Here is a 24963-nt window from a genome sequence, read left to right on the forward strand (position 1 = left end):
GCTATGCTTAAAGGATACCCTTTTTGTTGATAGCAGGAGCCGTTCATGCACTACATCACACCTGAAGCAACCCACCTGCGGGTCTCCCGGCTTTGTCTCGGCTGTATGACCTTTGGCGAGCCGGATCGGGGCAAGCACGCCTGGACCCTGCCTGAAGAGAGCAGCCGACCGCTCATTCAACGTGCGCTGGAAGGCGGCATCAACTTTTTTGATACCGCAAACAGCTACTCAGACGGCAGCAGCGAAGAGATTGTCGGTCGCGCGCTACGCGATTTCGCCCGCCGCGACGAAGTGGTGGTGGCCACGAAGGTATATCACCAGGTCGGGGATCTGCCGGAGGGCCTCTCGCGTGCGCAAATCCTGCGCTCTATCGACGACAGCCTGCGCCGTTTAGGTATGGAATATGTCGATCTGCTGCAGATCCATCGCTGGGATTACAGCACGCCGATTGAAGAGACCCTGGAAGCGCTGAATGAGGTCGTTAAGGCCGGGAAAGCACGTTATATTGGCGCCTCATCGATGCACGCCCGCCAGTTTGCGCAGGCGCTACAGCTTCAGGAGAGCAACGGCTGGGCGCGCTTTGTCACCATGCAGGATCATTACAACCTGATCTATCGTGAAGAAGAGAACGAGATGCTGCCGCTGTGCCAACGTGCTGGCGTATCGGTCATCCCCTGGAGCCCGCTGGCGCGGGGTCGCCTCACCCGTCCGTGGGGCGAAACCACGGCCCGGCTGGTCTCTGATGAGTTTGGTCAATCGCTCTACAGCGCCAGCGATGAAAACGATGCGCAGATTGCACAGAATCTTGCTGAAGTGGCGGAAGAACTCGGTGCCAACCGCGCCCAGGTGGCGCTGGCCTGGCTGCTGAGCAAGCCCGGTGTCGCCGCGCCAATCGTCGGAGCCTCCAGACAGGAGCAGCTCGACGAGCTGCTGGGGGCGGTGGATTTAACGCTGACGCCCGAACAGGTAGAAAAGCTGGAGGCGCCGTACAAGCCGCATCCGATTGTGGGTTTTAAATAAGCGAGCCGCCCGGGCCACAGGCCCGGGCAAACTCACCCCGGGAAGTGAGCTCAGAAAAGACCAATCGGCCAGTGGTGGCCTATCAGATACAGCACGCCGGCGGAGATTACCCCGGCGACAATATCATCGACCATGATCCCCATCCCGCCGTGGATATTGCGGTCAAACCAGCGAATCGGCCACGGTTTCCACATATCAAAAATACGGAAGATAACAAACCCGGCGACGACCCATTGCCAGTCAAGCGTCGGCAGCGCCATCAAGGTGATCCACATCCCGACAAACTCGTCCCAGACGATGCTCCCGTGGTCGTGCGTGCCCATATCTTTCGCCGTGCGATGGCAGATATAGACCCCGATACAGATGCCCATCATCACCACCAGCGAATAGAGCTGCCAGGGGAGAAAGGTCATCAGATACCAGAACGGAATCGCCGCCAGCGACCCCATTGTGCCGGGCACCACGGGGCTTAACCCGCTGCCAAAACCGGTCGCCAGCAAATGCCAGGGATTCAGCATATTGAGGCGGCTTTTTGCGATATCTTTACTACGCACCAAAGTGATCGTACCCCTGTAAATCCAGCTGGACCGGTTTACCGGATTGCATCAGCTGCAAACCGTCCGCCTCGGCGCTAATCTGTCCAATGCAGGTAAAGCGCGCCCCAAGCTGGCCGATAGCCAGATCAAGCGCGCCGCGGTTAAGTTCAGGCACGGTAAAGCACAGTTCGTAGTCTTCACCGCCAGAGAGCGCCCAGCGCAACGCCTGCTCCCTCTCCGCATGGCGCAGCAGCGCATCGGATACCGGCATCGCGTCAAGATCGATCCGCGCGCCGCAGCCGCTGGCCTTCAGAATGTGCCCCAGATCGGAGATAAGACCGTCGGACAGATCGATGGCCGAGCTGGCCAGATCGCGCAGCGCCTGTCCTTGTAACACGCGCGGCATCGGGCGCAAATGGCGCGCCAGCAGGTAGTCGGCGTCAGCCGCTGACTCCACCACCAGACGATCCTGCAAAATGGCCAATCCTGCGGCGCTGTCGCCGGGGGTGCCGGTGACGTATATCCAGTCGCCAGGCTTCGCACCGGAACGCTTCAGAGCGCGTCCTGGCGGGACAAAACCGTGAATACCCAGGGTCATCGACAGCGGACCGCGGGTAGTATCACCGCCGATCAGCTGCATATCGTAATAGTTGAGCTGCATGAACAGGCTATCGCTGAACGCTGCCAGCCACGCTTCATCCGCTTCCGGTAGCGTTAACGCCAGCGTCAACCACGCCGGTTCGGCGCCCATCGCCGCGAGATCGCTCAGATTGACCGCCAGCGCCTTGTAAGCCAGATCGGCAGGATCGATATCAGGTAAAAAATGGTTGCCCGCCACCAGGGTGTCGGTGCTGATTGCCAGCGTTTTTTTCTCGGGAATGTTCAGGAGAGCGCAGTCGTCGCCGATGCCGGTTTCCACATCGAGACGCATGCTTTTTACGCGATCAAAATAACGGGCAATCAGGGAAAATTCGCCGCATGCCATACGTTATGCCTCAGCAAAAGAAAAGAATAAGGCCGGACCTTGCGTGGATGACATCCCGCGAGACCCGGCCTGGAGTTTACTTTTTGTTGGGACGAATTGCCGGGGCTGCTTTGTCCAGCACGCCGTTAACAAACTTATGGCTATCTTCGGCGCCGAAGGTTTTCGCCAGTTCGATAGCTTCGTTAATCGCAACTTTGTACGGAACATCGTCACGTTTAGACAGCTCGAACAAGGCGATACGCAGTACCGCTTTCTCCACCTGACCCAGCTCTTCAAGCAGGCGGGACAGGTACGGCTTCATCAGGCCGTCGAGGTATGCGCTGTTAGTCGCCACTCCGGACAGCAGTTCGCGGAAATACAGAACGTCGACATCTTTGACATCCTGTTCCGCCAGGAACTGGTATTCAACATCAGCGATGTCGTTCTGGGACAACTGCCAGGAGTAAAGCGCCTGGACGGCACACTCACGGGCGCGGCGACGAGCAGCAGGTTTCACGGAATTCCCCTTACAAAAAAATTCAGGCCTTGATGGCTTTCAATACGTTAATCATTTCCAGCGCGGTCAGCGCAGCTTCTGCGCCTTTGTTACCGGCTTTGGTACCAGCGCGTTCGATGGCTTGTTCAATGCTTTCTGTCGTCAGAACACCAAAGGCTACCGGGATTTCGCTGTCCTGCGCGACATGTGCGAGGCCATTGCTTGCTCCGCCAGCCACATATTCAAAGTGCGCGGTACCACCACGAATCACCGTACCCAGAGCAATCACTGCGTCATATTTACCGGTTTTAGCCAGCACGCCAGCCGCCAGCGGCAGCTCATACGCGCCTGGAACCCAAACAACGGTAATATTTTCATCTTTTACCTGACCGATGCGCTTGAGTGCGTCAATAGCACCTTCCAGCAGGCTGTCATTGATAAAGTTGTTGAAACGCGCAATGGTGATGGCGACGCGAGCGTCCGGGGTAGCAACGTTAGCTTCAATAATGTTCATACTCTTCCTTCGGGTTCATATAGCCCCGCAAGGGGGGCGGATTCTATCATAATAATTTATACACTTCATCCTTCAAACTGCCTCCGCGTTGGCGGAGCCCGTCGCCCCCGGTCACTTACGGCTGTAAGCCGACGGGGATTCCCGGATTGGCCGCCTCGACGCATCTTGAATGATTTCGCGTAGCGATGCTGTTTTCCCTTGCAAAAGGGAAGATCATGCGCCCACTAAATGCAGGCAAAGATCGGGGCCTACCTGGCGTATCTCGTTGAATTTGAAATGGGGGGCTGCGGCCAGTTTCTCAAGCCCCGGTAGCACGCACAGCCCGCGTGCGTCGCTGCCTAACAGTTTAGGCGCAATATAGACGATAAGCTCGTCCACCAGCCCGGCCTGCAATAATGCGCCGGCGAGCGTCGGCCCCGCTTCCACCCAAATGCTGTTAACCTGCTGTTTGCCAAGCTGCATCATCAGTAACACCAGATCGAGATGGCCGTTATGTTCCGGCACCATCAGCGTTCGCACGCTTTCCGGCCAGCTGCGGTCATCGGCCTGAGTGCGGGCAAACAGCGTCTCTCCCGCCTGCTGCACGATGCGGTGCTCAGGGGTAACGCGATTATGGCTATCGATCACAATACGCAGCGGCTGGCGCAGGTTTTCCTGCGGATAGCGGGCGCGAATATCGGCATCGAGCTCTTCCCAGCGTACGGTTAATGCCGGATCGTCTGCCAGGACGGTCGCGCTGCTGGTCAGGATCGCATGGCTTTGCGCACGCAGACGCTGCACGTCGCGTCGCGCCTGCGGCGAGGTAATCCACTGGCTTTCGCCGCTGGCCATCGCGGTGCGACCATCCAGAGAAGCGCCCATTTTTAGCTGTATGTAAGGGAAACCGGTGCGCATCCGCTTAAGAAAGCCTTTGTTCAGCGCTTCGGCTTCGCCCATCATCAGGCCGTGGCTGACGTCAATCCCTTCCTGCTGCAGGCGATACAGGCCGCGCCCCGCCACCTGCGGGTTGGGGTCCTGCATGGCGGCCACGACGCGGGAAACGCCCGCGGCAATCAGCGCGTCGCAGCACGGCGGCGTTCGGCCGTGATGACTGCAGGGTTCCAGCGTCACATAGGCAGTAGCGCCCCGGGCTTTTTCGCCGGCCATGCGCAGCGCATGCACTTCCGCATGCGGCTCGCCGGCGCGATAGTGAAAACCTTCGCCGACAATCTCACCGTCCTTGACGATCACACAGCCGACATTCGGATTGGGATGGGTCGTAAAGCGCCCGCGCTGCGCCAGCTTAAGCGCTCGCGCCATGTACATTTCGTCATGCATGGCTTAGTCCTGTAAGCGGGCGATCTCTTCGCCGAACTCTTTGATATCTTCAAAACTGCGATAGACGGAAGCAAAGCGGATATAGGCAACTTTATCGAGCTTTTTCAGCTGCTCCATCACCAGGTTGCCGATCATTTTGCTCGGGACTTCGCGCTCGCCGGTGCCGCGTAAATGGGTTTTGATATGATTGAGCGCCATTTCCACATCATCAGCGCTGACCGGCCGTTTTTCCAGCGCTTTCAGCATTCCGCTGCGCAGCTTATCTTCATTGAAGGGTTCCCGCACATCGTTGCTCTTGACCACACGCGGCATCACCAGCTCTGCCACCTCGAACGTGGTGAAACGTTCGTTACAAACCAGGCACTGCCGACGACGACGCACAGAAGAGCCCTCACCCACCAGACGAGAGTCGATCACTTTGGTATCTACGGCGAAACAGAAAGGGCAATGCATAGCGCGTCCTGACAGGAAGTTAAACTGACAGGTAGTTTACCGCGAAGTGCCCCGACAACAAAGAAAGAGCTTTTGAGACAAAGGATCTATGGCTCGTGGACGGAGACGTTCTACCATGAAGTATCCCCTGAAAACGGAATCCATGACCATGACAAGACGTTATTTGAAGCTGGCAATGCTGACCACTCTGTTCACACTCAGCGCCTGCGCGCAGCAAAGTGAAGTCCGTCAAATGCATGAAAGCGTAAGCACGTTGAGCAAAGAGATGACTCAGCTTAATCAGCAGACGGTGAAAATTACTCAGCAAAACGCGCTGAATGCGAAATCCAGCAGCGGCGTTTATCTTTTGCCCGGCGCCAATACCCCGGCGCGCCTCGAAAGCCAAATCGGCACATTGCGTATGTCGCTGCGTGACATCGCCGCCGACGCCGACGGTACCCGCCTGACGCTGCGTATCCAGGGGGAGTCAAACGACCCGCTGCCGGCGTTTAGCGCCACCGTTGCCTGGGGGCAAATCACCGGCACCACGCAGAATTATCAGGAAGTTAACGTACACGATCGGCTGATTAGCGCCCCCGCCAGCATCCTGGCGCCGAGTGACGTTGATATTCCGCTACGTCTGAACGGCATCACGCCGGAGCAGCTCGGCTTCCTGCGCATTCACGATATCCAGCCCGCAACCGCGCAATAATCGTCTTCACCGGGTGTCGCCGACACCCGCCCCCCCAGCCAAAAATCCATTTACAATTTTTCTAAACAGTTCAGTAAAAATTGACTGTATGGATGAATTTCAGTGGCATTCTGTCAGGAAATGCATAGAATCGTGAACGCAATCGATTACGTATGTTTACGTTATGTGAAACAACACGTATTTTTGTGAGCAATGATTTCTATAATAGACCCCCACAGAAATACGAAATATTTAGCAACGCTTCGGCAACGTTCTTAACGCCTTTTGGCTTAATTTAAACAGTGGCATCATTATGAAAAAAACATTACTGGCAGCAGGCGCCGTACTGGCGCTGTCCACATCGTTCACTGCTGGCGCGGCAGAAAACGATAAACCGCAGTACCTGTCTGATTGGTGGCACCAGAGTGTAAACGTGGTGGGGAGCTACCACACCCGTTTTGGACCGCAAATCCGTAACGATACCTATCTGGAATACGAAGCGTTTGCTAAAAAAGACTGGTTTGATTTCTATGGCTATATCGATGCACCGGTATTCTTTGGCGGCAACAGCACGGCAAAAGGTATCTGGAACAACGGTTCCCCGCTGTTTATGGAAATCGAACCGCGTTTCTCTATCGATAAGCTGACCAACACCGATCTCAGCTTCGGCCCGTTCAAAGAGTGGTATTTCGCCAACAACTATATCTACGATATGGGTCGTAACGATTCTCAGGAGCAGAGCACCTGGTATATGGGTCTGGGTACCGATATCGATACCGGTCTGCCGATGAGCCTGTCTCTGAACGTGTATGCGAAATATCAGTGGCAGAACTATGGCGCATCCAACGAAAACGAATGGGATGGCTACCGTTTCAAAGTGAAATACTTTGTCCCGCTGACCGACCTGTGGGGCGGCTCGCTGAGCTACATCGGCTTCACCAACTTTGACTGGGGTTCCGATCTGGGCGATGACAACTTCTATGACATGAACGGCAAGCACGCGCGCACCAGCAACTCCATCGCCTCCAGCCACATCCTGGCGCTGAACTACGCGCACTGGCACTACTCCGTTGTGGCTCGTTACTGGCATAACGGCGGTCAGTGGGCCGATGATGCGAAGCTGAACTTCGGCGATGGCGACTTCAACGTACGCTCTACCGGCTGGGGCGGTTACTTTGTTGTCGGCTACAACTTCTAATCCAGCCTGATCCCCGACCCGGCGGCTATGCCGTCGGGTCCGTTTCTTCTCCCGAAAGCCGGTTTAGCGCCAGCCAGACGGGAGACATTTCGCTTAACATTTCACCTTGCGTAAAAAATCGCTCAATGAGCGATCGGCACACTCATGAAAGCGCCGCTCCGTCGGGGTGATATCCAGACAGCGGTCAAGGCGGAAGCAGCGGTAATCATCGCGCAGCTCGCACCAGGCAACCAGCATCCAGCGCTCCCCCCAGAAAAACAGCCCCAGCGGCATCACTTCCCGCTGCGTCAACTTCCCCGCTTCGTCACGGTAGTGCAGCGCCAGCACCCGCTGCGTGGATATGGCCTGATGCATGACATCGAAATCGCGTCGGGAATAGTGCTGATTGCCGAAATCCGGGGCAAAAATCCGCGTCTGCTCCGCCTTGCGACGGCTCTCCTCCGGCAGAATCGCCAGCACTTTTTCCTGCGCCGACTCCAGCTCCCGCGACAGCGAATCGCCGCCCCAGGTTTTCAGCAAACGGATAGCCACCATCAGCGCCTCCGACTCACGATGTGTCAGCATCAGCGGCGGCAGATCAAACCCCGACATCAGCCGGTATCCGCTGCCCGCCTCGCCCTCAACCGGAACGCCCGAAAGCGATAAATCGCGAATATCACGGTAGATGGTCCGCTCCGATACGCCGAGCCGCTCCGCCAGCAGGGCGGCCGTTGTCAGCCGCCTGCCTCGCAGAATCTGCACGATTTGAAATAAACGGTCGGCGCGTCGGGTCATTTTCTTTTCACATAAGCTCTGAAGATTAAGCCGGCTGGTGCAGGCCGACGCGGTTTCCTTCACTGTCGGTAAACAGGGCGATAGTCCCGATATCATGCGGCAGCGCCAGCGGGCCAAAAACGCATCGCCCGCCAGCAGAGGCTACCCGGTCAAGCGTGGCGGCAAGATCGTGGGTATGCAAATAGATGATAGCGCCATCCAGCGACGGTGTGATGCCATCAAATTTTGCCAGCGCCCCGCCGGTGGCCGGATCCTGATGTGGGAAAACAGCGAGTTCGGCAACATCCATGCTCTCCCGGCGAAGCGCCACCTGCATGACCGGCTCATAAAACGCGATGGCACGATCCATATCGACGACCGGAATTTCAAACCAGTTAATTACATTATGCATACATCCTCCTGTCCATTGTTTGGGTTCAGGAGGAGTGTATGACAAGGCTCCTGACAGCATACTGTCAGGAGTGTTTTACGCGGAGGGCGTTGTGCAAACCAATGCCCGTGCGTTATCAAGCAGCCAGGGACGTAAATAGCCAACGGTATTCGAGAGCGGCAGGACCTCCTCCGGCAGGACAATCCCCAGCTGCTGGCGGATATAGGCCCGCCGGGTGACGATGCGCTGCCAGAGCGCCGGCCAGTTCTCCGCCAGCTCCTCACGTAGCGCCACATCCGCAACCGCTACGGTATCTTCAATACTGGCCCCGGCATAGCCCGCCCGTGAGGGGATGATATCGATTTGCAGCAGCATGCCGCTACGGATACAGGCCTGGGAGTCCGGCCCTATGGGAGAACACAGCCACTCTTCGTCGGCGACCAGATGGCCGGGGTTCAAATGCCAGTGATACTCTGCTTGCGGTAACACCCGCTCGATCAGCGCATACATCTCACCGCCGCGCATCCCGATACGCAGATTCTCCAGCCAGCTGACCACCGCCCGGAAATAGGGCTTCGCCACCACATCGAGGTAGTCCGCCACCTCCGGCGCCAGCTCCGTTTCATCGCCGACCACGTAGGCTGCCCGGCTGCTTAAGCCGCCTTTAAACCCGGTGGTGAGCGAAAACTTATCGCCGCGACGGATAGCCTTATCGCCAGGATAGAGACGGGCATCGGCGAAGCGATCGCCGGTAGCGGCAATCATTACCACGCTGTTGGGCTGGCCTTCTGCTGCCAGCAGCGCGCCGATCTGTTTTTCCGTTTTTCCCGGCGCGATGGCATTCAAAGCCGTGAGGATCGCCGTCGACGCCAGATTGGCGCCATATTCATAGTGCGCCAGCTCATTAGCAGAATTTACCGTTCTCACTCCGCCATCTGGCGCGATAAATATTGCCGTGGCATTGGCCACAGCCGCCTGCTGCCCCGCAGCCTGCCGAATCGCGTCAACGATAAAAGCAGGCAGATCGAACATCTGTGAGCGGTCGTCAGCGCTGCCGGTAAACAGCTTCCAGCCTACCAGGCCCAGCGTTCTCCCGCTGCGTATACCGGCATCCTGCAGCAGCTGAGGCAGACTCTTTTCATTGCTCATTGGCTGATTCGGCAACGAGAACCACGGCGCATGGACCACCCGGTTTTCCAGCCGGGCAAAGGCCGCCAGCTTGAGGTTTTCATTACCCAGCACCAGCACCGCCTCCCCTTCGCGATGCAATACCAGCAAGGCTTCTTCAAAACGAGGGATAAAGCCGGTGAGATATTCGAAGTTCCCGCCGTGCTCTTTATCGGCATACACGATCAGCGTGTCGTAGCCATGCAGGTGCATTTGCGCAAGCACCCTGGCTTTACGCTGGCGTAGGGTTTCATCACTGAGCGTCACGGAAGGCACATCGTGCCAGACGGTGGGCTGGGCGACGGCAGAAAGGACTATGGCGGGCATGGGGAATCTCCATCTCATTAAGCGCTAAGAGTGGAGAGTAGCGAAATTTGGCCGGGCTGTAATAAAAAAATCCCGGCCTTGCGACCGGGATTGCTTTATCTGAACGCGCCGGATTTACGGCAGAATTGACGGCTGATCCGCCCCTTCTTTTTCGACCTTCTGCTGCAGCATATGCTCACGCTTCATGCCCAGCTTCAGCGCCAGTGCGGACGCAACGTAGATAGATGAGGCCGTACCGATGGAGACACCGATCAGCATGGTCAGCGAGAAGCCTTCCAGTACCGGGCCACCAAAGAGATACAGCATCAGGATCACCACCAATGTGGTTCCGGAGGTGATCAAGGTACGATGCAGCGTCTGGGTCAACGACACGTTGAAGATCTCATACGGCGTACCGCGGCGGATCTTACGGAAGTTTTCACGGATACGGTCAGATACCACGATGCTGTCGTTCAGCGAGTAGCCGATAACCGACATCAGCGAGGCAACGATGGTCAGGTCAATCTCGATATGGAACAGCGAGAGGATGCCCATCGTAATGACCACGTCGTGCGCCAGGGCGATAACTACCCCGGCGGCAAGACGCCACTCGAAACGGAAACCAACGTACACCAGGATACAGATTAACGCCGCCAGCAGCGCCAACGCGCCGCTTTGAGCCAGGTCAGCCCCGACGCTCGGCCCCACGAACTCGATTCGCTTAACCGTCGCCGACTGGCTGGTCGATTCGTTAATCACGCTAACGACCTTGCTGCCCAGCTCCTGACTGATGTTGGCATCATGTACCGGCGGCATACGTACCATGATGTCGCGGCTGCTGCCGAAGTTCTGCACCTGCGGCTCTTCAAAACCCGCCTTCTGCAGCGCCTGGCGCATCTGATCCAGTTCGGCCGGTTTTTCGAGGGTAATTTCGATTACCGTACCGCCGGTGAAATCCAGACCCCAGTTAAATCCGCGCACGCCCATCACGACAATGGCAGCAATCAGCAGAAAACCTGAAATGCCGAAAGCCCAGTAGTCCCAGCGCATAAAGTCATAGACTTTACGGCCGTGGTTCAATTGTTCAACAGTATATTCCTGTGCCACAACGCACTCCTCAGATAGACAGCTTTTTAACGCGCTTGCCGCCGTACAGCAGGTTCACGATGGCACGGGTGCCGACGATAGCGGTAAACATCGAGGTTGCCACACCGATACCGGTGGTAATCGCAAACCCTTTAATTGCACCGGTACCGACCGCGTACAGGATGATAACTTTGATCAACGTCGTAATGTTCGCATCGAAGATCGAGCTGAATGCGCCCCGGTAACCTTCATCAATCGCCTGCTGAACGGAACGTCCGTTGCTCAACTCTTCTTTAATACGTTCGTTGATCAGTACGTTTGCATCGACCGCTACCGCCAGGGTTAACACAATACCCGCAATCCCCGGCATACTCAGCGTGGCCCCAGGAAGCAGGGACATGATACCGACGATCAGGACCAGGTTAGCCACCAGCGCAGAGGTCGCGATCAGACCGAATTTCTTATAGAAGAAAATCATGAACAGGATAGAGACCACCAGACCGGCCAGACACGCTTCCAGACCCTGTTTGATGTTCTGCATACCCAGAGTCGGGCCGATGGTACGTTCTTCAACGATCTGAATCGGCGCAATCAGCGCACCCGCACGCAGCAGCAGAGAGAGCTGACGCGCTTCATTTGGGTTGCTGATACCGGTAATACGGAAGCTGTTACCCAGGCGAGACTGGATGTTGGCGATGTTAATCACCTCTTCCTCTTTCACCAGAATGGCACGACCGTTAGCATCTTTCTTACCGCTGTCTTTATACTCCACGAACAGGGTCGCCATCGGTTTACCGATGTTGTCCTTGGTGAAGTTAGACATGATGTTACCACCTGCGCTGTCCAGCGAGATGTTAACCTGCGGCTGGTTGAACTCGTCCATGCTGGAAGTGGAGTCGGTGATATGGTCACCGGTCAGAATCACGCGCTTGTACAGCACAACCGGCCGGCCTTCACGGGTATCTTTCACTTCAGAGTCGCCAGGGACACGGCCGGAAGCGGCGGCGGCACTGTCAACGTTGCTGTTAACCAGACGGAACTCCAGCGTCGCCGTGGCGCCAAGAATTTCTTTCGCCCGAGCGGTATCCTGAATACCCGGCAGTTCAACCACGATACGGTCGGCGCCCTGACGCTGTACCAGCGGCTCGGCAACACCCAGTTGGTTAACACGGTTACGCAGAATGTTGATGTTCTGCTGCACGGCGTATTCGCGGGCTTCTTTCAGGCGCTCATCGGTCATCACCGCTTTCAGGCCGGTAGCGCCCTGCGTGGAGATAACCAGATCGCGGTGACGCGGGCTCAGCCAGGAGATGGCCTGATCGCGTGCGGCGCTATCGCGAAAAGCGATGCTCAGACCATAATTGTCTTCCTTACGCACGGTGGAGTAAGGGATGCCTTTTTCACGCAGCTCGCTGCGCAGGCTGTCGATATTTTGTTCCTGCAGTTTTCCCAGCGCGGTGTCCATATCCACTTCCATCAGGAAGTGTACGCCGCCGCGCAGGTCAAGACCCAGCTTCATCGGCTCGGCATGGATAGCCGCTAACCAGCGAGGAGTCGCCGGAGCTAAGTTCAGCGCCACGACGTATTTATCACCTAACACGTCCACCAGCACTTCACGTGCGCGCAGCTGGACATCGGTGGTGTCGAAGCGCGCAAGGATTGCGCCCTCTTCCAGTGCCACAGACTTAGCGGTAATTTTTTCTTCTTGTAACGTTTTCTGGACCTGGATCAGCGTTTGCTCACTGGCGGCGACACCGCGCGCGCCAGTGATTTGAACGGCCGGATCCTCACCATACAGGTTGGGGAGCGCATACATCAGGCCGACGATAATAACGACGACCAGCATGATGTACTTCCACAAAGGATAACGGTTTAACACGGCAGTTCCCTTAGGGAAAAGTGGATTACAGTGCCTTCATGGTGCCTTTCGGCAGAACGGCAGCTACGAAGTCACGTTTGATAACCACTTCAGTGGTGTCGTTCAGCGCGATAGCAATGTATCCGCTTTCAGCAACTTTCGTGACGCGACCAACCAGGCCGCCATTCGTCAGCACTTCATCGCCCTTGGCGATAGAGTTCATCAGGTTTTTATGTTCTTTGGTGCGCTTCTGCTGTGGGCGCAGGATCATGAAATAGAAAATCAGACCGAACACCACCAGCATCAGAATCAGAGACATCGGGCTACCCTGCGCCGCGCCACCGGTTGCTGCTACCGCATCAGAAATAAAAAAGCTCATTCAAATTCCCTCATTATTAAAATTAATCAACGTTCAAAGGAGGAACAGGTCGCCCCTGACGTTGGTAAAAATCGGTCACGAAGCTCTCTAATTTACCCTCTTCGATAGCCTTACGTAAACCAGCCATTAAACGCTGATAGTAGCGAAGGTTATGAATGGTATTGAGGCGCGCGCCCAATATTTCGTTGCAACGATCGAGATGATGCAAGTAAGCGCGTGAATAATTGCGACATGTATAGCAATCACACTCGGCATCCAGCGGCGCGGTGTCGCTTTTATGCTTCGCATTACGAATCTTCACCACGCCATCGGTGACGAACAGGTGGCCGTTGCGCGCGTTGCGCGTGGGCATGACGCAGTCGAACATGTCGATACCGCGACGCACCCCTTCAACCAGATCTTCTGGCTTGCCGACGCCCATCAGATAGCGCGGTTTGTCGGCCGGGATCTGCGGGCAAACGTGCTCCAGGATACGGTGCATGTCTTCCTTCGGCTCACCGACAGCCAAACCGCCGACAGCGTAGCCATCAAAGCCGATATCTACCAGACCTTTAACGGAGATATCACGTAAATCTTCGTAAACGCTGCCCTGGATAATGCCAAACAGCGCATTTTTATTGCCAAGAGAGTCAAAACGGTCGCGGCTGCGCTGCGCCCAGCGCAGAGACATTTCCATCGAGCGCTTAGCGTAATCCCAGTCCGCCGGATACGGCGTACATTCGTCGAAGATCATCACGATATCGGAACCGAGATCGTACTGAATCTCCATCGATTTTTCCGGATCGAGGAAAATGGGGTCGCCATTAATTGGGTTGCGGAAGTGGACGCCCTGCTCGGTAATTTTGCGGATATCGCCCAGGCTGAACACCTGGAAGCCGCCGGAATCGGTCAGGATGGGTCCTTTCCACTGCATAAAATCATGCAGGTCACCGTGCAGCTTCATGATTTCCTGGCCCGGACGTAACCACAGGTGGAACGTGTTGCCGAGGATAATTTGCGCGCCGGTGGCTTCAACTTCTTCCGGCGTCATCCCTTTTACGGTGCCGTAGGTACCAACGGGCATAAAGGCTGGCGTTTCAACCACGCCGCGATCAAACACCAGGCGGCCGCGGCGGGCGCGTCCGTCGGTCGTATCCAGTTCAAATTTCATTTTAACTCCTGCGTCAGAAAAACAGTCTGACGTTAAACACTCATGTCGCGGAGTTATTCCCCGACACGCTCAAAAATAGCCTGCGGATTGTACGTGATAAACATCGCGTCCCCGTAGCTAAAAAAGCGATATTTTTGTTCTACCGCAGCCTTATAGGCATTCATGGTGTGCTGATAGCCAGCAAAGGCTGAAACCAGCATAATCAGAGTCGATTCAGGGAGATGGAAGTTGGTCACCAGCGCATCAACCGCTTTGTACTGATACCCCTGATAGATAAAAATCTGCGTGTCGCCGAAAAACGGCTCAATCAGGTCGTTTTTCGCCGCCTGCGCCGCGCTCTCCAGCGAACGTACGGAGGTGGTGCCCACCGCGATGACCCGGTTGCCGCGCGCTTTCGCCGCCAGCACCGCATCAACGACCTCCTGCGGCACTTCGGCGTACTCGGAGTGCATGATGTGATCTTCAATAGTCTCCACGCGCACCGGCTGGAAAGTCCCCGCGCCAACGTGCAGCGTCACAAACGCCATTTCAATCCCTTTCTCGCGCAGCTTCTCCAGCATCATATCGTCAAAGTGCAGGCCAGCGGTCGGCGCGGCCACAGCCCCCGGCCTGGTGCTGTATACGGTTTGATACAGTTCGCGGTCGGCGTCTTCGTCCGGACGATCGATATACGGCGGCAGCGGCATATGGCCGATGCTGTTGAGGATATCCAGTACCGGGCGTTCGTCGTTAAATTCGACTTCAAACAGCGCGTCGTGACGTGCCACCATCGTGGCGTTGATGCTTTCATCATCGCCCAGCAGCAGCTCCGCTCCCGGCTTCGGCGCTTTAGATGCGCGAATATGTGCCAGAATACGTTTGTCATCAAGCATGCGCTCGACCAGCACTTCAATCTTGCCGCCGCTGGCTTTTCGGCCAAACAGGCGCGCCGGGATCACGCGGGTATTGTTAAAGACCAGCAGATCGCCCGGGTTAAGTTTGTCGAGTAAATCAGTGAAAGTCCCATGCGTCAGCGCTCCCGTCGGACCGTCTAACGACAGCAGGCGACAGCGACTGCGCTCCGGCTGCGGGTAGTGGGCGATCAGGGATTCGGGTAGTTCAAAGGAAAAATCGGTAACGCGCATGACGGTGGCTCAGACGAAATAAAGAGGCGGGTAGTCTAGTGCCGGGGCGTCCTCCCTGCAACCTTTACCCCTCTGGATGAATAACATAATCTATACACAAAACCATTCAAGATGCATCGACGCGGCAGCTGAATGCGTCCCCGGGAGCAGACAGGTGTCTATGACCGGGTGAGTGATAAATCTGTCAGGAACAGATTTGAACGCCGCGGAGTGGCGGCCCGCGAGGGCGAGGCTCAAAGATGAGCCGGGTAGCTGAAGCCAACAAAGAGGCAGTTTGAAGGATAAAAGGTCTATGAATTTTCTTGCACACCTGCACTTAGCCCATCTCGCCGACAGTTCCCTGCCCGGCAATCTTCTGGCCGATTTCGTTCGCGGCAATCCCCAGTCGGACTTCCCGGCCGACATTGTCGACGGCATTTTTATGCACCGGCGCATCGATGTCATGACCGATAATCTGCCGGAAGTAAAAGCAGCGCGCGACTGGTTTCGCCCGCAGACCCGCCGCGTGGCGCCCATTACGCTGGATGTGATGTGGGATCACTTCCTGTCGTATCACTGGGCGCGCATTTCACCCGATATGCCGCTCAATGAGTTTGTCCGCTACGCCCAGGCACAGGTAACGCCGGTATTACCCGATTCGCCGCCGCGTTTCGTGAATCTCAATGCCTATTTGTGGTCGGAGCGCTGGCTTGAACGCTATGAAGATATGGACTTTATTCAGAGCGTCCTCAACGGCATGGCCAGCCGTCGTCCGCGCCTTGATGCCCTGCGCGACTCCTGGCAGGATCTGGATACGCACTACGATAAACTCGAGCAGCAGTTCTGGACTTTTTATCCGCGAATGATGGCGCAGGCCGCCAGGCGCGAACTATAAAGATTGCGCTTTCTCACAGAAAGGCTATCCTGAACAACGTTTTCCGATATAAATTGATAGGTAAAACCTATCTCATTGATTGTCAACGTCACGTTGAGTTCGCATGAACCAGTCCCTATACTTGCCCGCGTTGCGTTCCAATTAACCTTATTATTAACAGGAGAATCATATGGTTCTGGTCACTCGTCAGGCTCCGGATTTTACCGCAGCAGCTGTTTTAGGTAACGGCGAAATCGTTGAGAAATTCAACTTCAAACAACACACCAACGGTAAAGCGACCGTCCTGTTCTTCTGGCCGATGGACTTCACCTTCGTTTGCCCGTCTGAGCTGATCGCTTTTGACAAACGTTACGAAGAATTCCAGAAACGCGGCGTAGAAGTTGTTGGCGTCTCCTTCGACTCTGAATTCGTTCACAACGCATGGCGTAACACCCCGGTAGACCAGGGCGGTATCGGTCCGGTTAAATACGCGATGGTTGCTGATATCAAACGTGAAATCCAGAAAGCTTACGGTATCGAACACCCGGACGAAGGCGTGGCGCTGCGCGGCTCCTTCCTGATCGACGCTAACGGCGTCGTTCGCCACCAGGTAGTAAACGATCTGCCGCTGGGTCGTAACATCGACGAAATGCTGCGTATGGTTGACGCGCTGCAGTTCCACGAAGAGCACGGTGAAGTTTGCCCGGCACAGTGGGAAAAAGGAAAAGAAGGTATGGCTGCTTCTCCGGAAGGCGTTGCTAAATACCTGACCGAGAACGTGTCCAGCCTGTAATCGGCCCATGTTCAGAAAAAGGCTCGCGCATGCGGGCCTTTTTTATCTTCTGCCGCAGCACATGTTGCGCTCGCGCGCGCAGTCGCCGCCCCCTCATGCTTTCCAGACGGCTTTTTTGTTATCAAACTCAAGCTTTGGTAAAAAACTGCCATGATATTTGTGATACGCGAAGCACTTCTAAAAAATAATTCTCTCTTATTTTTGTTCTGTCCCGCCTGATATTTTTTTAAAATTCCATACTCCAATTATAACCAATTGATAATTAACATAATAATAAATGTTATTTTCCCTTAAAAAATAACGCAAAGATCATTCCACTGTGATCAACTTCAAGGTTTAAAAATTCAAATGTGACCTGAACCATGATTTCCTGCGTTCTATTTCGTCATGATTTAACTCAGAAAATAAATGCGTTAAGGATTGGATTATGGAAATCATTTTTGATCGCCGGTTAATCGCACTTGATCAGAACATTACCAGCGCCAGTCAGGCTATCGAATTATCCGGGACGCTGCTGGCCCGCCAGCAAATTTGTCGCCCCGAATACATCACCGCGATGCTCGACGTCTATAAGGATTTTGGTCCCGCCATTGTTATTGATAGCGGGCTGGCGATGCCCCACGCACGCCCCGAAAAGGGGGCCATCCGCACCGGTTTTTCTTTAATCACCACCCGCCAGCCGCTTCACTTTGGTCACGAGGAGTTTGACCCGGTGAGCGTCATTATCGGTATCGCCGGCGCCGATGCCGATAACCATATAAAAATGATCCAGATAATCGCCGCACTGATTGAATCAGATATTGTGTCGTTCCTTCGCGAAGAGCATGACATCAATGCCGTATTCAATTTCATCCACAATAAAATGGAGTCGTCATTATGTTAGTTATCAGAACAGTTTGTGGTAACGGGATTGGCAGTTCATTAATGGCCGCAAGCAATGTCAAAAAAATATGTGATGAATTAGGGATCAAAGCTGACGTCGCCTCCGTTGATTTTGCCAATGCCGTAGGAGAGAAAGCCGATCTCTATATCACCATCAAAGAATTAGCCAATCAGTTCCCTGCACATTGTCAGGTCGCCATCATTCGCAGCTATGTACACAAAGCAAAAATTGCTGAAGATATTACCGACGCTCTGACAAAAATTGCTGCGACTCATTCTTAATCATTATTAAGGACACGATCATGCAGGCTATACTCACATTCTTATCAGAAATATTCAGCCAACCCGCATTTCTGATGGGGATTATCGCATTTGTCGGTTTAGTGGCACTGCGCTCCCCCGGAAATAAACTTCTCACCGGTACCTTAAAGCCCATCCTCGGTTATTTAATGCTCAGCGCCGGCGCTGGGGTTATCGTTGCCAACCTCAATCCGCTCGGCGGAATTATCGAAGCCGGATTTAATATTCGCGGCGTTATTCCTAACAACGAGGCTATTGTTTCCGTCGCCCAGAAGGTACTGGGTGTGGAAACCATGAGTATATTGCTGTTAGGTTTTATTTTTAACCTGCTGATTGCCCGCTGCACTAAGTATAAATATATCTTCCTTACCGGTCACCACTCTTTCTTCCTCGCCTGTCTGTTCTCGGCGGTACTGCAGGCGGCAGAATTCCGCGGCTGGATGCTGGTATTGATTGGCGGATTCTTACTCGGCTCCTGGTCGGCGATCTCTCCGGCAATTGGCCAACGCTATACCAAGCAGGTCACCGAAGATGGCGGCATTGCGATGGGGCACTTTGGCTCGCTGGGGTATTACATCTCCGCATGGATCGCCAGCAAAACCGGCAACCCGGCGAACTCTTTCGCCGATACCGAAATCTCTGAGAAATGGGGCTTTTTGCGTGATACCACGGTCACTACCGGGATCGTGATGTTCGTTATCTACTTTGTCTGTAGCGCCGTGGCCGGCACCGAATACCTGCGGACAATCACTGACCAGAACATGCTGATCTTCTCTATCCTGACCGGCCTGCAGTTTGCCGTCGGCGTCGCCATCGTCTACAACGGCGTGCGTCTGATCCTTGGCGATCTGGTACCGGCATTCCAGGGGATTAGCCAGAAGCTGATTCCCGATTCGATTCCGGCCGTTGACTGCGCGGTGTTCTTTACGTTTAGCCCAACGGCGGTGGTCGTCGGTTTTATCAGCTCCTTTATCGGCGGTCTGGTCGGGATGCTGCTGCTGGGCGCCTTCGGCATGGCGCTGATCATTCCCGGTATGGTGCCGCATTTCTTCTGCGGCGGGACCTCCGGCGTTTTCGCCGACAAGCTGGGCGGCAAGCGGGGCTGCGTCATTGCCTCGTTCATTGGCGGCATCTTCCTCGCCTTCCTGCCGGCGATGTTGCTACCGGCTTTAGGCAGCCTGGGCTTTGAGAACAGTACCTTTGCCGATTTCGATTTCGCGGTATGGGGCATCATTATCGGTAATGCGTTTACCCAGTTTGGCCAGATAACCATCTATTTGATTTGCCTCGCCCTGCTCATCGCGCTGCTGGTGCCTTTCTGCTTCCGCTCAGTGCGCGTGGTAGGAGATACGCTCAGCTACGAAGCGCTCACGGCGAATAAGAAAAATGAATAGGGTTTCATTTTTCCCTGCGGGAAGCATTCTTCCCGCAGCTGACGACATTATCAGGAGTAGTTATGGCTATATTGTCCATAGGTTTTTCATGTTTTGATCAGTTCTTCTTTCTGAATGAGTGGCCGCAGGAAAACACCAAAAACTTCTGCCACGACTTTATTGAAAGCGGCGGCGGTCCGGCGGCAAATGCCGCATGGCTGCTGGGATTATGGGGCGAGGATGTCTATTACATCGGTCATCTAAATGCGGATATTTACGGTCAGCGTATCGTCGATGAATTTGCTCAGGCCGGAGTCGATACCAGCCACATCGTCTTTTCCGATGAGATGATCACCCCGCTGGCGTCGGTGCTGGTTAACCGTTTAACGGGCTCGCGAACCATTATTACCCGTAAAATGCAAACGCCACCTTCGCTGACCTACGATCAAAAACTGAAACTTGACGATCTCGCACAGCGCCTTATTGCTTCAGAAGAGCCGGTTACTCTGTTAATTGATGGTCACGAAGCCGAAATCAGCGAGTATTTAATTAAAAAACTCCCCTCGGCCCGCGTGGTCATGGATGGCGGTTCGTTACGCGCCAGTAATATCAAACTGGCGGCCTGGACAGATTATTTCGTCGTCAGCGAACATTTCGCCAGAGACTATATGAGCTACCGTGCGCTGAGCACAGAGAAAGAGCTAAAAACAGCGCTTCTCGAACTGAATAAAATCTGCCGGGGCGAGGCTTTTATTACTCTTGGAGAAAAAGGCTGTGCCTTTTTAAAGAGCGGGATGCTGCATATTGTTCCCGCCTGGCAATGTCAGGCCGTCGATACGACCGGCGCCGGCGATGTTTTTCATGGTGCTTTCACTTACGGCGTTCATTATTCATGGCATATCGATAATATTATTCTTTTTGCCAGCCTGACCGCCGCAATCTCTATTGAGAAAAAAGGTGTTCGTGAATCCATGCCGGATCTTGCCGTTGTTCATAACGCATTAAACAGCTACGAAAGAAACTTAACGCAGTATTTTGATGAATAATTAATTCCGAGGTGATTATGTTAGTTTCTATGAAGGACATGCTTCAGCATGCCCTACGGGACGGTTATGCCGTAGGGCAGTTCAATATTAATAATCTGGAATGGGTTGGCGCCGTATTAAGCACCGGGCAACAGCTCCGCTCCCCCATTATTTTGGGCGTTTCCGGCGGCACGGTAAAACATATGCTGGGCCTGAAATGCATTCACGACATCGTGGTGAATGCGATGGACTATCTACAGATTGATATTCCGGTCGCCTTGCATCTCGATCACGGGACCACGCGCGAGGCCTGTGAAGCGGCCATTGAAGCTGGCTTTAGCTCAATTATGTTTGATGGCTCCCATTTACCGTTTGCGGAAAACCTGGCGATCACCCGCCATCTGGTCGACCTGGCGCACAGCAGAGGCATCTCCGTCGAAGCCGAGCTGGGAACCATTGCCGGCAGTGAAGATGGCATCGTGAATTCTGAGGTTATCTATGCCGATCCGCAGGAGTGCTTTACCCTGGTCAGCGAAACGCAGGTAGACTGCCTCGCCGCCGCGCTCGGTTCTACGCACGGGCTTTATAAAGGGAAGGCTAAACTCGGCTTTGCCGAAATGAAAGCCATATCAGAGCTGGTCAAGGTGCCGCTGGTACTTCACGGCGGGACTGGCATTGCTGACGACGATATACGCAAAGCGATTGCCTGCGGTACGGCAAAAATTAACGTCAACACCGAGAATATGTACGCCTGGTGTGAAGCCGTGAAAGCGCTGTTTGCCGCCGATAACGGCCACGATATTAACGATCCGCGCAAAGTTATCCAGCAAGGCTTGCTGCCCGTACGCGAGATGGTTGCCCGCCGGATCCAGCTATTTGGCTCTCAGAACCGAGGCTAAGTCCGGCATTATCATTGATGCACAAGCAGATGGTTGCGCTACGCGCTCCCCCGGCGATCTGGCCTGAGGAGCGCGTAAACCTGGAAGAGGCTAAAACGCGAAGCAGGAACAGCCCATCACGCCCCAGAACGCCTGTTCGTCCGACACCGGCACCGACGACTTACGGGCAATATCATGCTGATGACCGTGCACGCCGCAGCTGCCGCAGCACTGGTGCATCTGTACTATCGCCCCGATTTTCGCCGCCGCAGGCGGAGCGGAACGATAGTGGCCCGGCACCTTAACCACCGGAGACCACTCCGGCAGAACAGGAATCGGCGGCGGCGCCAGCGGGGAGAAATGCCCTGCGGCATAAACCACTTTGCCATCGACCACCGTCAGCACCGACTCAATGTCTTTGATCTCCTCTTCCGGCACGCTGAAATAGTCTTTGGACAGCACCACCAGATCGGCCAGCTGATCTTTCTCAATACGCCCTTTTTTGCCCTGTTCACTGGAGAACCAGGCGCTGCCCGCGGTCCACAGTTCCAGCGCCACCTCGCGCGGCAGACGGTTACTCTCGTCATACATCGCCATGCCGCCCACGGTACGCCCGGAGACCAGCCAGTAGAGCGCGGTCCACGGGTTGTAGCTTGCGACACGCGTCGCATCGGTCCCCAGCCCCACCGGCACGTCCAGCTCCAGCATTTTCGCCACCGGCGGCGTATGCTTGACCGCATCTTTGCCATAGCGATCGACAAAATATTCGCCCTGAAAAGCCATTCGGTGCTGCACCGCGATACCGCCGCCGAGCGCCTTCACGCGTTCAATATTCCGCTCGGTAATGGTCTCCGCATGGTCAAAGAACCAGTGCAGACCGTTAAACGGAATATCGCGATTCACCTTCTCAAAAACATCCAGCATCCGGCTGATGGATTCATCATAGGTCGCATGCAGGCGGAACGGCCAGCGGTGCTCCACCAGATGGCGTACCACCCGCTCCAGCTCATCTTCCATCCCTTGCGGCAGATCCGGACGCGGCTGCAGGAAATCTTCAAAATCCGCCGCCGAGAAGACCAGCATTTCGCCGGCGCCGTTGGCACGGAAAAAGTCGGTCCCCTGCCCCGGTTTCAGCATATCGGTCCAGCGTTCGAAATCATCCAGCTCCTGTTTTGGCCGCTGGGTAAACAGGTTATAGGCAATACGCACGGTCATCTGCTCTTGCGCATGCAGCTGTTCAATAATTTCATAATCTTCCGGATAGTTCTGGAAACCGCCCCCGGCATCAATCGCGCTGGTAAGGCCAAGCCGGTTCAGCTCACGCATAAACTGACGCGTCGAATTGACCTGCAGCTCCAGCGGCAACTTCGGCCCTTTCGCCAGGGTCGCATAGAGAATCATCGCGTTAGGTTTGGCGATCAGCATCCCGGTGGGGTTACCGTGGCTATCGCGCACGATTTCACCGCCGGCCGGATCCGGCGTCTCTTTGGTGTAACCCACGGCCTTCAGCGCCGCACGGTTCAGCAGCGCGCGATCGTAGAGATGGAGGACAAATACCGGCGTATCCGGCGCCGCCTCGTTCAACTCCTCGAGGGTGGGCATACGCCGTTCGGCGAACTGAAATTCACTCCAGCCGCCGACAACGCGCACCCACTGCGGAGACGGCGTGCGATCGGCCTGATCTTTCAGCATGCGCAGCGCGTCGGCCAGCGACGGAACCCCCTCCCAGCGCAACTCGAGATTATAATTCAGCCCGCCGCGGATCAGGTGCAGGTGGGAATCGTTCAGACCGGGGATCACCGTATGACCTTGTAGATCAACTATCTGTGTCCCTTGCGCAGCAAAACTCATGATCCGATCGCTGCTGCCGGTGGCGAGGATCTTGCCGTTGGCGATGGCGATCGCCTCGGTCAACGGATTAGTGCGGTCGAGTGTATGAATTCGGCCGTTGGTAAGGATCAGTGTGGCAGTTTGCGACATAACGCTCTCCTTCAGGAGGCTGACTCAGTTTTTCTTTAACCAGCCAGCAAACAGACGGGTCACGATGGGCATCCAGAACCAGACCACCAGCGCGACCACACAGGCATCATTTATCAAATGCAGCAGCAGGCTTCCCCGCAATGAGGGAAGGAACATCCCGGTCAGCCAGGGCACCAGGTTAGTGCTGGGAAAGATCACCAGCAGCGTAATCAGAAACTGCTTCCAGCGCAGCGGCTGGCGTACGTTCGCCGCCGGTGGAGTGAACCAGAAGGCCGACTCGGTCCGCACTTCCGTGCGATCGCCTTCATTGAGCAGCGGCGCAATTTCCGCGACCAGTTCGCGACGCGTTTCTGACTGCGTCCAGGCATAGAGGTGTTCAATGGTGTCAAAACGAATAATGACGCTCCATAAATTCTGCCCGGCGGTCGGGCGAATCACGTTAGCGCCCAGATGGCCGGGAAACTCTGCCGCGACAGGCATAATTTTACCTAACCATTGCTCATAGCGTTCCCCGTGTTCAGGGTCGAGCGTATGGCTTATTACCAGGGTCACCGATTTCTGTTGCGTCATGACCGGGCTCCTTGCTGCGGAGAACGGCGGGATTTCCCCCCTTCTCCATCAATGACAATACATAAAATCATTCATGCTGCGTCGAGGCGGCAAGCTTGTACGCCCCCGGTCACTGACATAAGCCAGCGACCGGGGCGGGCAAACGAAGGCCACACAGAGACAGCCTGAAGGACGAAGTGTATTCAGGCTTTACGTTCCGGCGCGCCGTGTACCATGGTATAGGCATAATCCACGCCCATCCCGTAAGCGCCGCTGTGTTCGCGAACCAGATCCATGACCGCGTCATACGTCTCTTTGCGTGACCAGTCGCGCTGGTATTCCAGCAATACCTGCTGCCAGGTGACCGGAACAGCGCCGGCCTGCACCATGCGATCAATTGACCGTTCATGGGCGTCAACGGAGGTGCCGCCGGAGGTGTCGGTAACCACGTAGACTTCAAACCCCTCTTCCAAAGCCATCAGCGCCGGGAAGGTCAGGCACACTTCGGTCCACAGCGCAGAAATAATCAATTTTTTGCGTCCGGTGGCTTTGACCGCCTTAACAAAAGCGGCATCTTCCCAGGAGTTCATCGACGTACGTTCAATCGGTTTAACCTGCGGATGGACCGCCAGTAATTCTGGCCAGATATAGCCGCTAAAACTTTTGGTCTCAACGGAAGTATAAATAACCGGAACATTAAAAATCTTGCCGGCTTTCGCCAGGGCAACGGTGTTGTTTTTCAGCGTCTGACGGTCAATATTGGCAACGCCAAACGACATCTGCGGCTGATGGTCAATAAAGATTAGGGCAGAGTTGGTTGGATCGATCAGTTCCCGAATAGACATGACATACCTTCTTAATCAATAAGTTAAAGAGATATAAAACAAGTTACTGTGGGTCTGAATCGTGAAGGATAAAGCATGCTGAGTATAGTCAGTTATTTCTAAC

At 55.1% G+C, this 24963-nt stretch carries 27 protein-coding genes; 10 read left to right on the forward strand and 17 right to left on the reverse strand.

Annotated features, from left to right (window positions below):
- The first annotated feature begins 45 nt into the window (after positions 1–45).
- Entirely contained in the window at positions 46–1020 is a 975-nt protein-coding gene (locus GRPL_RS01465) for an aldo/keto reductase (protein ID WP_032700694.1), read from the forward strand.
- 50 nt (positions 1021–1070) lie between these two features.
- Here GRPL_RS01465 and pgpA read toward each other — a convergent pair whose 3' ends face one another.
- From pgpA to nrdR, 6 genes are all read right to left on the reverse strand, one after another.
- Positions 1071–1577 carry a phosphatidylglycerophosphatase A gene (gene pgpA, locus GRPL_RS01460; protein ID WP_032700695.1) on the reverse strand — a complete coding sequence of 169 codons (507 nt, stop codon included), beginning with the start codon at positions 1575–1577 and terminating at the stop codon, positions 1071–1073.
- On the reverse strand, positions 1567–2541 hold the full coding sequence (thiL, locus tag GRPL_RS01455; RefSeq protein ID WP_032700696.1) for a thiamine-phosphate kinase: 975 nt from the start codon (positions 2539–2541) through the stop codon (positions 1567–1569). Before thiL ends, pgpA begins: the two co-directional genes overlap by 11 nt.
- A gap of 76 nt (positions 2542–2617) precedes the next feature.
- The gene (nusB, locus tag GRPL_RS01450) at positions 2618–3037 is read right to left on the reverse strand and encodes a transcription antitermination factor NusB (protein ID WP_004858621.1); all 420 of its coding nucleotides are present in this window, start codon (positions 3035–3037) and stop codon (positions 2618–2620) included.
- 22 nt (positions 3038–3059) lie between these two features.
- A complete protein-coding gene (gene ribH / locus GRPL_RS01445) occupies positions 3060–3530 on the reverse strand; it encodes a 6,7-dimethyl-8-ribityllumazine synthase (RefSeq protein ID WP_004858618.1) in 471 nt (156 codons plus the stop codon).
- A gap of 213 nt (positions 3531–3743) precedes the next feature.
- A complete protein-coding gene (ribD, locus tag GRPL_RS01440) occupies positions 3744–4847 on the reverse strand; it encodes a bifunctional diaminohydroxyphosphoribosylaminopyrimidine deaminase/5-amino-6-(5-phosphoribosylamino)uracil reductase RibD (RefSeq protein WP_032689263.1) in 1104 nt (367 codons plus the stop codon).
- Positions 4848–4850: 3 nt separating this feature from the next.
- Complete coding sequence (nrdR, locus tag GRPL_RS01435; RefSeq protein ID WP_004858609.1) at positions 4851–5300, reverse strand: transcriptional regulator NrdR; 450 nt, start codon at positions 5298–5300, stop codon at positions 4851–4853.
- A gap of 148 nt (positions 5301–5448) precedes the next feature.
- Here nrdR and GRPL_RS01430 point away from each other — a divergent pair, with 148 nt between their 5' ends.
- Positions 5449–5991: a SadB/YajI family lipoprotein gene (locus tag GRPL_RS01430; RefSeq protein WP_032696628.1), complete on the forward strand. Its 543-nt coding sequence runs from the start codon at positions 5449–5451 to the stop codon at positions 5989–5991.
- Positions 5992–6283: 292 nt separating this feature from the next.
- A complete protein-coding gene (locus GRPL_RS01425; RefSeq protein WP_032689264.1) occupies positions 6284–7168 on the forward strand; it encodes a nucleoside-specific channel-forming protein Tsx in 885 nt (294 codons plus the stop codon).
- A gap of 93 nt (positions 7169–7261) precedes the next feature.
- On the opposite strand, the gene GRPL_RS01420 is transcribed toward GRPL_RS01425, so the two are convergent.
- The 8 genes from GRPL_RS01420 to queA form a co-directional block, all read right to left on the reverse strand.
- Positions 7262–7942 carry a helix-turn-helix transcriptional regulator gene (locus GRPL_RS01420; RefSeq protein ID WP_032700698.1) on the reverse strand — a complete coding sequence of 227 codons (681 nt, stop codon included), beginning with the start codon at positions 7940–7942 and terminating at the stop codon, positions 7262–7264.
- A gap of 25 nt (positions 7943–7967) precedes the next feature.
- Positions 7968–8333 (reverse strand): VOC family protein, encoded by a 366-nt coding sequence (locus tag GRPL_RS01415; RefSeq protein WP_032689266.1) that lies wholly within the window; start codon positions 8331–8333, stop codon positions 7968–7970.
- 75 nt (positions 8334–8408) lie between these two features.
- The gene (locus GRPL_RS01410; RefSeq protein ID WP_032689267.1) at positions 8409–9806 is read right to left on the reverse strand and encodes a M24 family metallopeptidase; all 1398 of its coding nucleotides are present in this window, start codon (positions 9804–9806) and stop codon (positions 8409–8411) included.
- Positions 9807–9920: 114 nt separating this feature from the next.
- Positions 9921–10892, reverse strand: a complete 972-nt coding sequence (gene secF / locus GRPL_RS01405) for a protein translocase subunit SecF (protein WP_032689268.1) — start codon at positions 10890–10892, stop codon at positions 9921–9923.
- A 10-nt stretch (positions 10893–10902) separates the two neighbouring features.
- Positions 10903–12750, reverse strand: coding sequence for a protein translocase subunit SecD (gene secD, locus GRPL_RS01400; RefSeq protein ID WP_015585040.1), 1848 nt, complete (start codon positions 12748–12750; stop codon positions 10903–10905).
- Between the two features lie 25 nt (positions 12751–12775).
- On the reverse strand, positions 12776–13108 hold the full coding sequence (gene yajC / locus GRPL_RS01395; RefSeq protein WP_004099423.1) for a preprotein translocase subunit YajC: 333 nt from the start codon (positions 13106–13108) through the stop codon (positions 12776–12778).
- 22 nt (positions 13109–13130) lie between these two features.
- On the reverse strand, positions 13131–14258 hold the full coding sequence (tgt, locus tag GRPL_RS01390) for a tRNA guanosine(34) transglycosylase Tgt (protein ID WP_032689269.1): 1128 nt from the start codon (positions 14256–14258) through the stop codon (positions 13131–13133).
- 53 nt (positions 14259–14311) lie between these two features.
- A complete protein-coding gene (gene queA, locus GRPL_RS01385) occupies positions 14312–15382 on the reverse strand; it encodes a tRNA preQ1(34) S-adenosylmethionine ribosyltransferase-isomerase QueA (RefSeq protein ID WP_032689270.1) in 1071 nt (356 codons plus the stop codon).
- A gap of 292 nt (positions 15383–15674) precedes the next feature.
- Between queA and acpH the strand changes: the two genes are divergently transcribed.
- The 7 genes from acpH to fba all read left to right on the forward strand — a co-directional run bounded on the left by acpH (position 15675) and on the right by fba (position 21507).
- Positions 15675–16256 (forward strand): ACP phosphodiesterase, encoded by a 582-nt coding sequence (acpH, locus tag GRPL_RS01380; protein WP_032700699.1) that lies wholly within the window; start codon positions 15675–15677, stop codon positions 16254–16256.
- A gap of 169 nt (positions 16257–16425) precedes the next feature.
- Complete coding sequence (locus GRPL_RS01375) at positions 16426–17028, forward strand: peroxiredoxin (RefSeq protein ID WP_004858569.1); 603 nt, start codon at positions 16426–16428, stop codon at positions 17026–17028.
- 427 nt (positions 17029–17455) lie between these two features.
- On the forward strand, positions 17456–17911 hold the full coding sequence (locus tag GRPL_RS01370) for a PTS sugar transporter subunit IIA (protein WP_032696557.1): 456 nt from the start codon (positions 17456–17458) through the stop codon (positions 17909–17911).
- Positions 17905–18192 carry a PTS sugar transporter subunit IIB gene (locus GRPL_RS01365; protein ID WP_004858566.1) on the forward strand — a complete coding sequence of 96 codons (288 nt, stop codon included), beginning with the start codon at positions 17905–17907 and terminating at the stop codon, positions 18190–18192. The genes GRPL_RS01370 and GRPL_RS01365 overlap by 7 nt, the downstream gene beginning before the upstream one ends.
- A 20-nt stretch (positions 18193–18212) precedes the next feature.
- A complete protein-coding gene (gene ulaA / locus GRPL_RS01360) occupies positions 18213–19604 on the forward strand; it encodes a PTS ascorbate transporter subunit IIC (RefSeq protein WP_004858563.1) in 1392 nt (463 codons plus the stop codon).
- A 62-nt stretch (positions 19605–19666) separates the two neighbouring features.
- A complete protein-coding gene (locus tag GRPL_RS01355; protein WP_032700700.1) occupies positions 19667–20629 on the forward strand; it encodes a carbohydrate kinase family protein in 963 nt (320 codons plus the stop codon).
- A 17-nt stretch (positions 20630–20646) separates the two neighbouring features.
- Complete coding sequence (fba, locus tag GRPL_RS01350) at positions 20647–21507, forward strand: class II fructose-1,6-bisphosphate aldolase (RefSeq protein ID WP_032689274.1); 861 nt, start codon at positions 20647–20649, stop codon at positions 21505–21507.
- A 90-nt stretch (positions 21508–21597) separates the two neighbouring features.
- Here the strand turns inward: fba and GRPL_RS01345 are convergent, their stop codons facing one another.
- The 3 genes from GRPL_RS01345 to GRPL_RS01335 form a co-directional block, all read right to left on the reverse strand.
- A complete protein-coding gene (locus GRPL_RS01345; protein WP_032700701.1) occupies positions 21598–23466 on the reverse strand; it encodes an amidohydrolase in 1869 nt (622 codons plus the stop codon).
- 24 nt (positions 23467–23490) lie between these two features.
- The gene (locus tag GRPL_RS01340) at positions 23491–24036 is read right to left on the reverse strand and encodes an antibiotic biosynthesis monooxygenase (protein WP_032700702.1); all 546 of its coding nucleotides are present in this window, start codon (positions 24034–24036) and stop codon (positions 23491–23493) included.
- A gap of 182 nt (positions 24037–24218) precedes the next feature.
- On the reverse strand, positions 24219–24860 hold the full coding sequence (locus tag GRPL_RS01335; protein ID WP_032689277.1) for a hydrolase: 642 nt from the start codon (positions 24858–24860) through the stop codon (positions 24219–24221).
- Positions 24861–24963: the final 103 nt, after the last annotated feature.

Source organism: Klebsiella planticola ATCC 33531 (assembly GCF_000735435.1).
GTDB classification, from domain to species: domain Bacteria; phylum Pseudomonadota; class Gammaproteobacteria; order Enterobacterales; family Enterobacteriaceae; genus Klebsiella; species Klebsiella planticola.

Bases quoted from the DNA above. Each gene is read 5' to 3' on its own strand.
- GRPL_RS01465 (WP_032700694.1), top strand. From the start codon at position 46: ATGCACTACATCACACCTGAAGCAACCCACCTGCGGGTCTCCCGGCTT.
- thiL (WP_032700696.1), bottom strand. From the start codon at position 2,541: ATGGCATGCGGCGAATTTTCCCTGATTGCCCGTTATTTTGATCGCGTA.
- ribH (WP_004858618.1), bottom strand. From the start codon at position 3,530: ATGAACATTATTGAAGCTAACGTTGCTACCCCGGACGCTCGCGTCGCC.
- ribD (WP_032689263.1), bottom strand. From the start codon at position 4,847: ATGCATGACGAAATGTACATGGCGCGAGCGCTTAAGCTGGCGCAGCGC.
- nrdR (WP_004858609.1), bottom strand. From the start codon at position 5,300: ATGCATTGCCCTTTCTGTTTCGCCGTAGATACCAAAGTGATCGACTCT.
- GRPL_RS01430 (WP_032696628.1), top strand. From the start codon at position 5,449: ATGACAAGACGTTATTTGAAGCTGGCAATGCTGACCACTCTGTTCACA.
- GRPL_RS01425 (WP_032689264.1), top strand. From the start codon at position 6,284: ATGAAAAAAACATTACTGGCAGCAGGCGCCGTACTGGCGCTGTCCACA.
- GRPL_RS01420 (WP_032700698.1), bottom strand. From the start codon at position 7,942: ATGACCCGACGCGCCGACCGTTTATTTCAAATCGTGCAGATTCTGCGA.
- GRPL_RS01415 (WP_032689266.1), bottom strand. From the start codon at position 8,333: ATGCATAATGTAATTAACTGGTTTGAAATTCCGGTCGTCGATATGGAT.
- GRPL_RS01410 (WP_032689267.1), bottom strand. From the start codon at position 9,806: ATGCCCGCCATAGTCCTTTCTGCCGTCGCCCAGCCCACCGTCTGGCAC.
- yajC (WP_004099423.1), bottom strand. From the start codon at position 13,108: ATGAGCTTTTTTATTTCTGATGCGGTAGCAGCAACCGGTGGCGCGGCG.
- tgt (WP_032689269.1), bottom strand. From the start codon at position 14,258: ATGAAATTTGAACTGGATACGACCGACGGACGCGCCCGCCGCGGCCGC.
- queA (WP_032689270.1), bottom strand. From the start codon at position 15,382: ATGCGCGTTACCGATTTTTCCTTTGAACTACCCGAATCCCTGATCGCC.
- acpH (WP_032700699.1), top strand. From the start codon at position 15,675: ATGAATTTTCTTGCACACCTGCACTTAGCCCATCTCGCCGACAGTTCC.
- GRPL_RS01375 (WP_004858569.1), top strand. From the start codon at position 16,426: ATGGTTCTGGTCACTCGTCAGGCTCCGGATTTTACCGCAGCAGCTGTT.
- GRPL_RS01370 (WP_032696557.1), top strand. From the start codon at position 17,456: ATGGAAATCATTTTTGATCGCCGGTTAATCGCACTTGATCAGAACATT.
- GRPL_RS01365 (WP_004858566.1), top strand. From the start codon at position 17,905: ATGTTAGTTATCAGAACAGTTTGTGGTAACGGGATTGGCAGTTCATTA.
- ulaA (WP_004858563.1), top strand. From the start codon at position 18,213: ATGCAGGCTATACTCACATTCTTATCAGAAATATTCAGCCAACCCGCA.
- GRPL_RS01355 (WP_032700700.1), top strand. From the start codon at position 19,667: ATGGCTATATTGTCCATAGGTTTTTCATGTTTTGATCAGTTCTTCTTT.
- fba (WP_032689274.1), top strand. From the start codon at position 20,647: ATGTTAGTTTCTATGAAGGACATGCTTCAGCATGCCCTACGGGACGGT.
- GRPL_RS01345 (WP_032700701.1), bottom strand. From the start codon at position 23,466: ATGTCGCAAACTGCCACACTGATCCTTACCAACGGCCGAATTCATACA.
- GRPL_RS01340 (WP_032700702.1), bottom strand. From the start codon at position 24,036: ATGACGCAACAGAAATCGGTGACCCTGGTAATAAGCCATACGCTCGAC.
- GRPL_RS01335 (WP_032689277.1), bottom strand. From the start codon at position 24,860: ATGTCTATTCGGGAACTGATCGATCCAACCAACTCTGCCCTAATCTTT.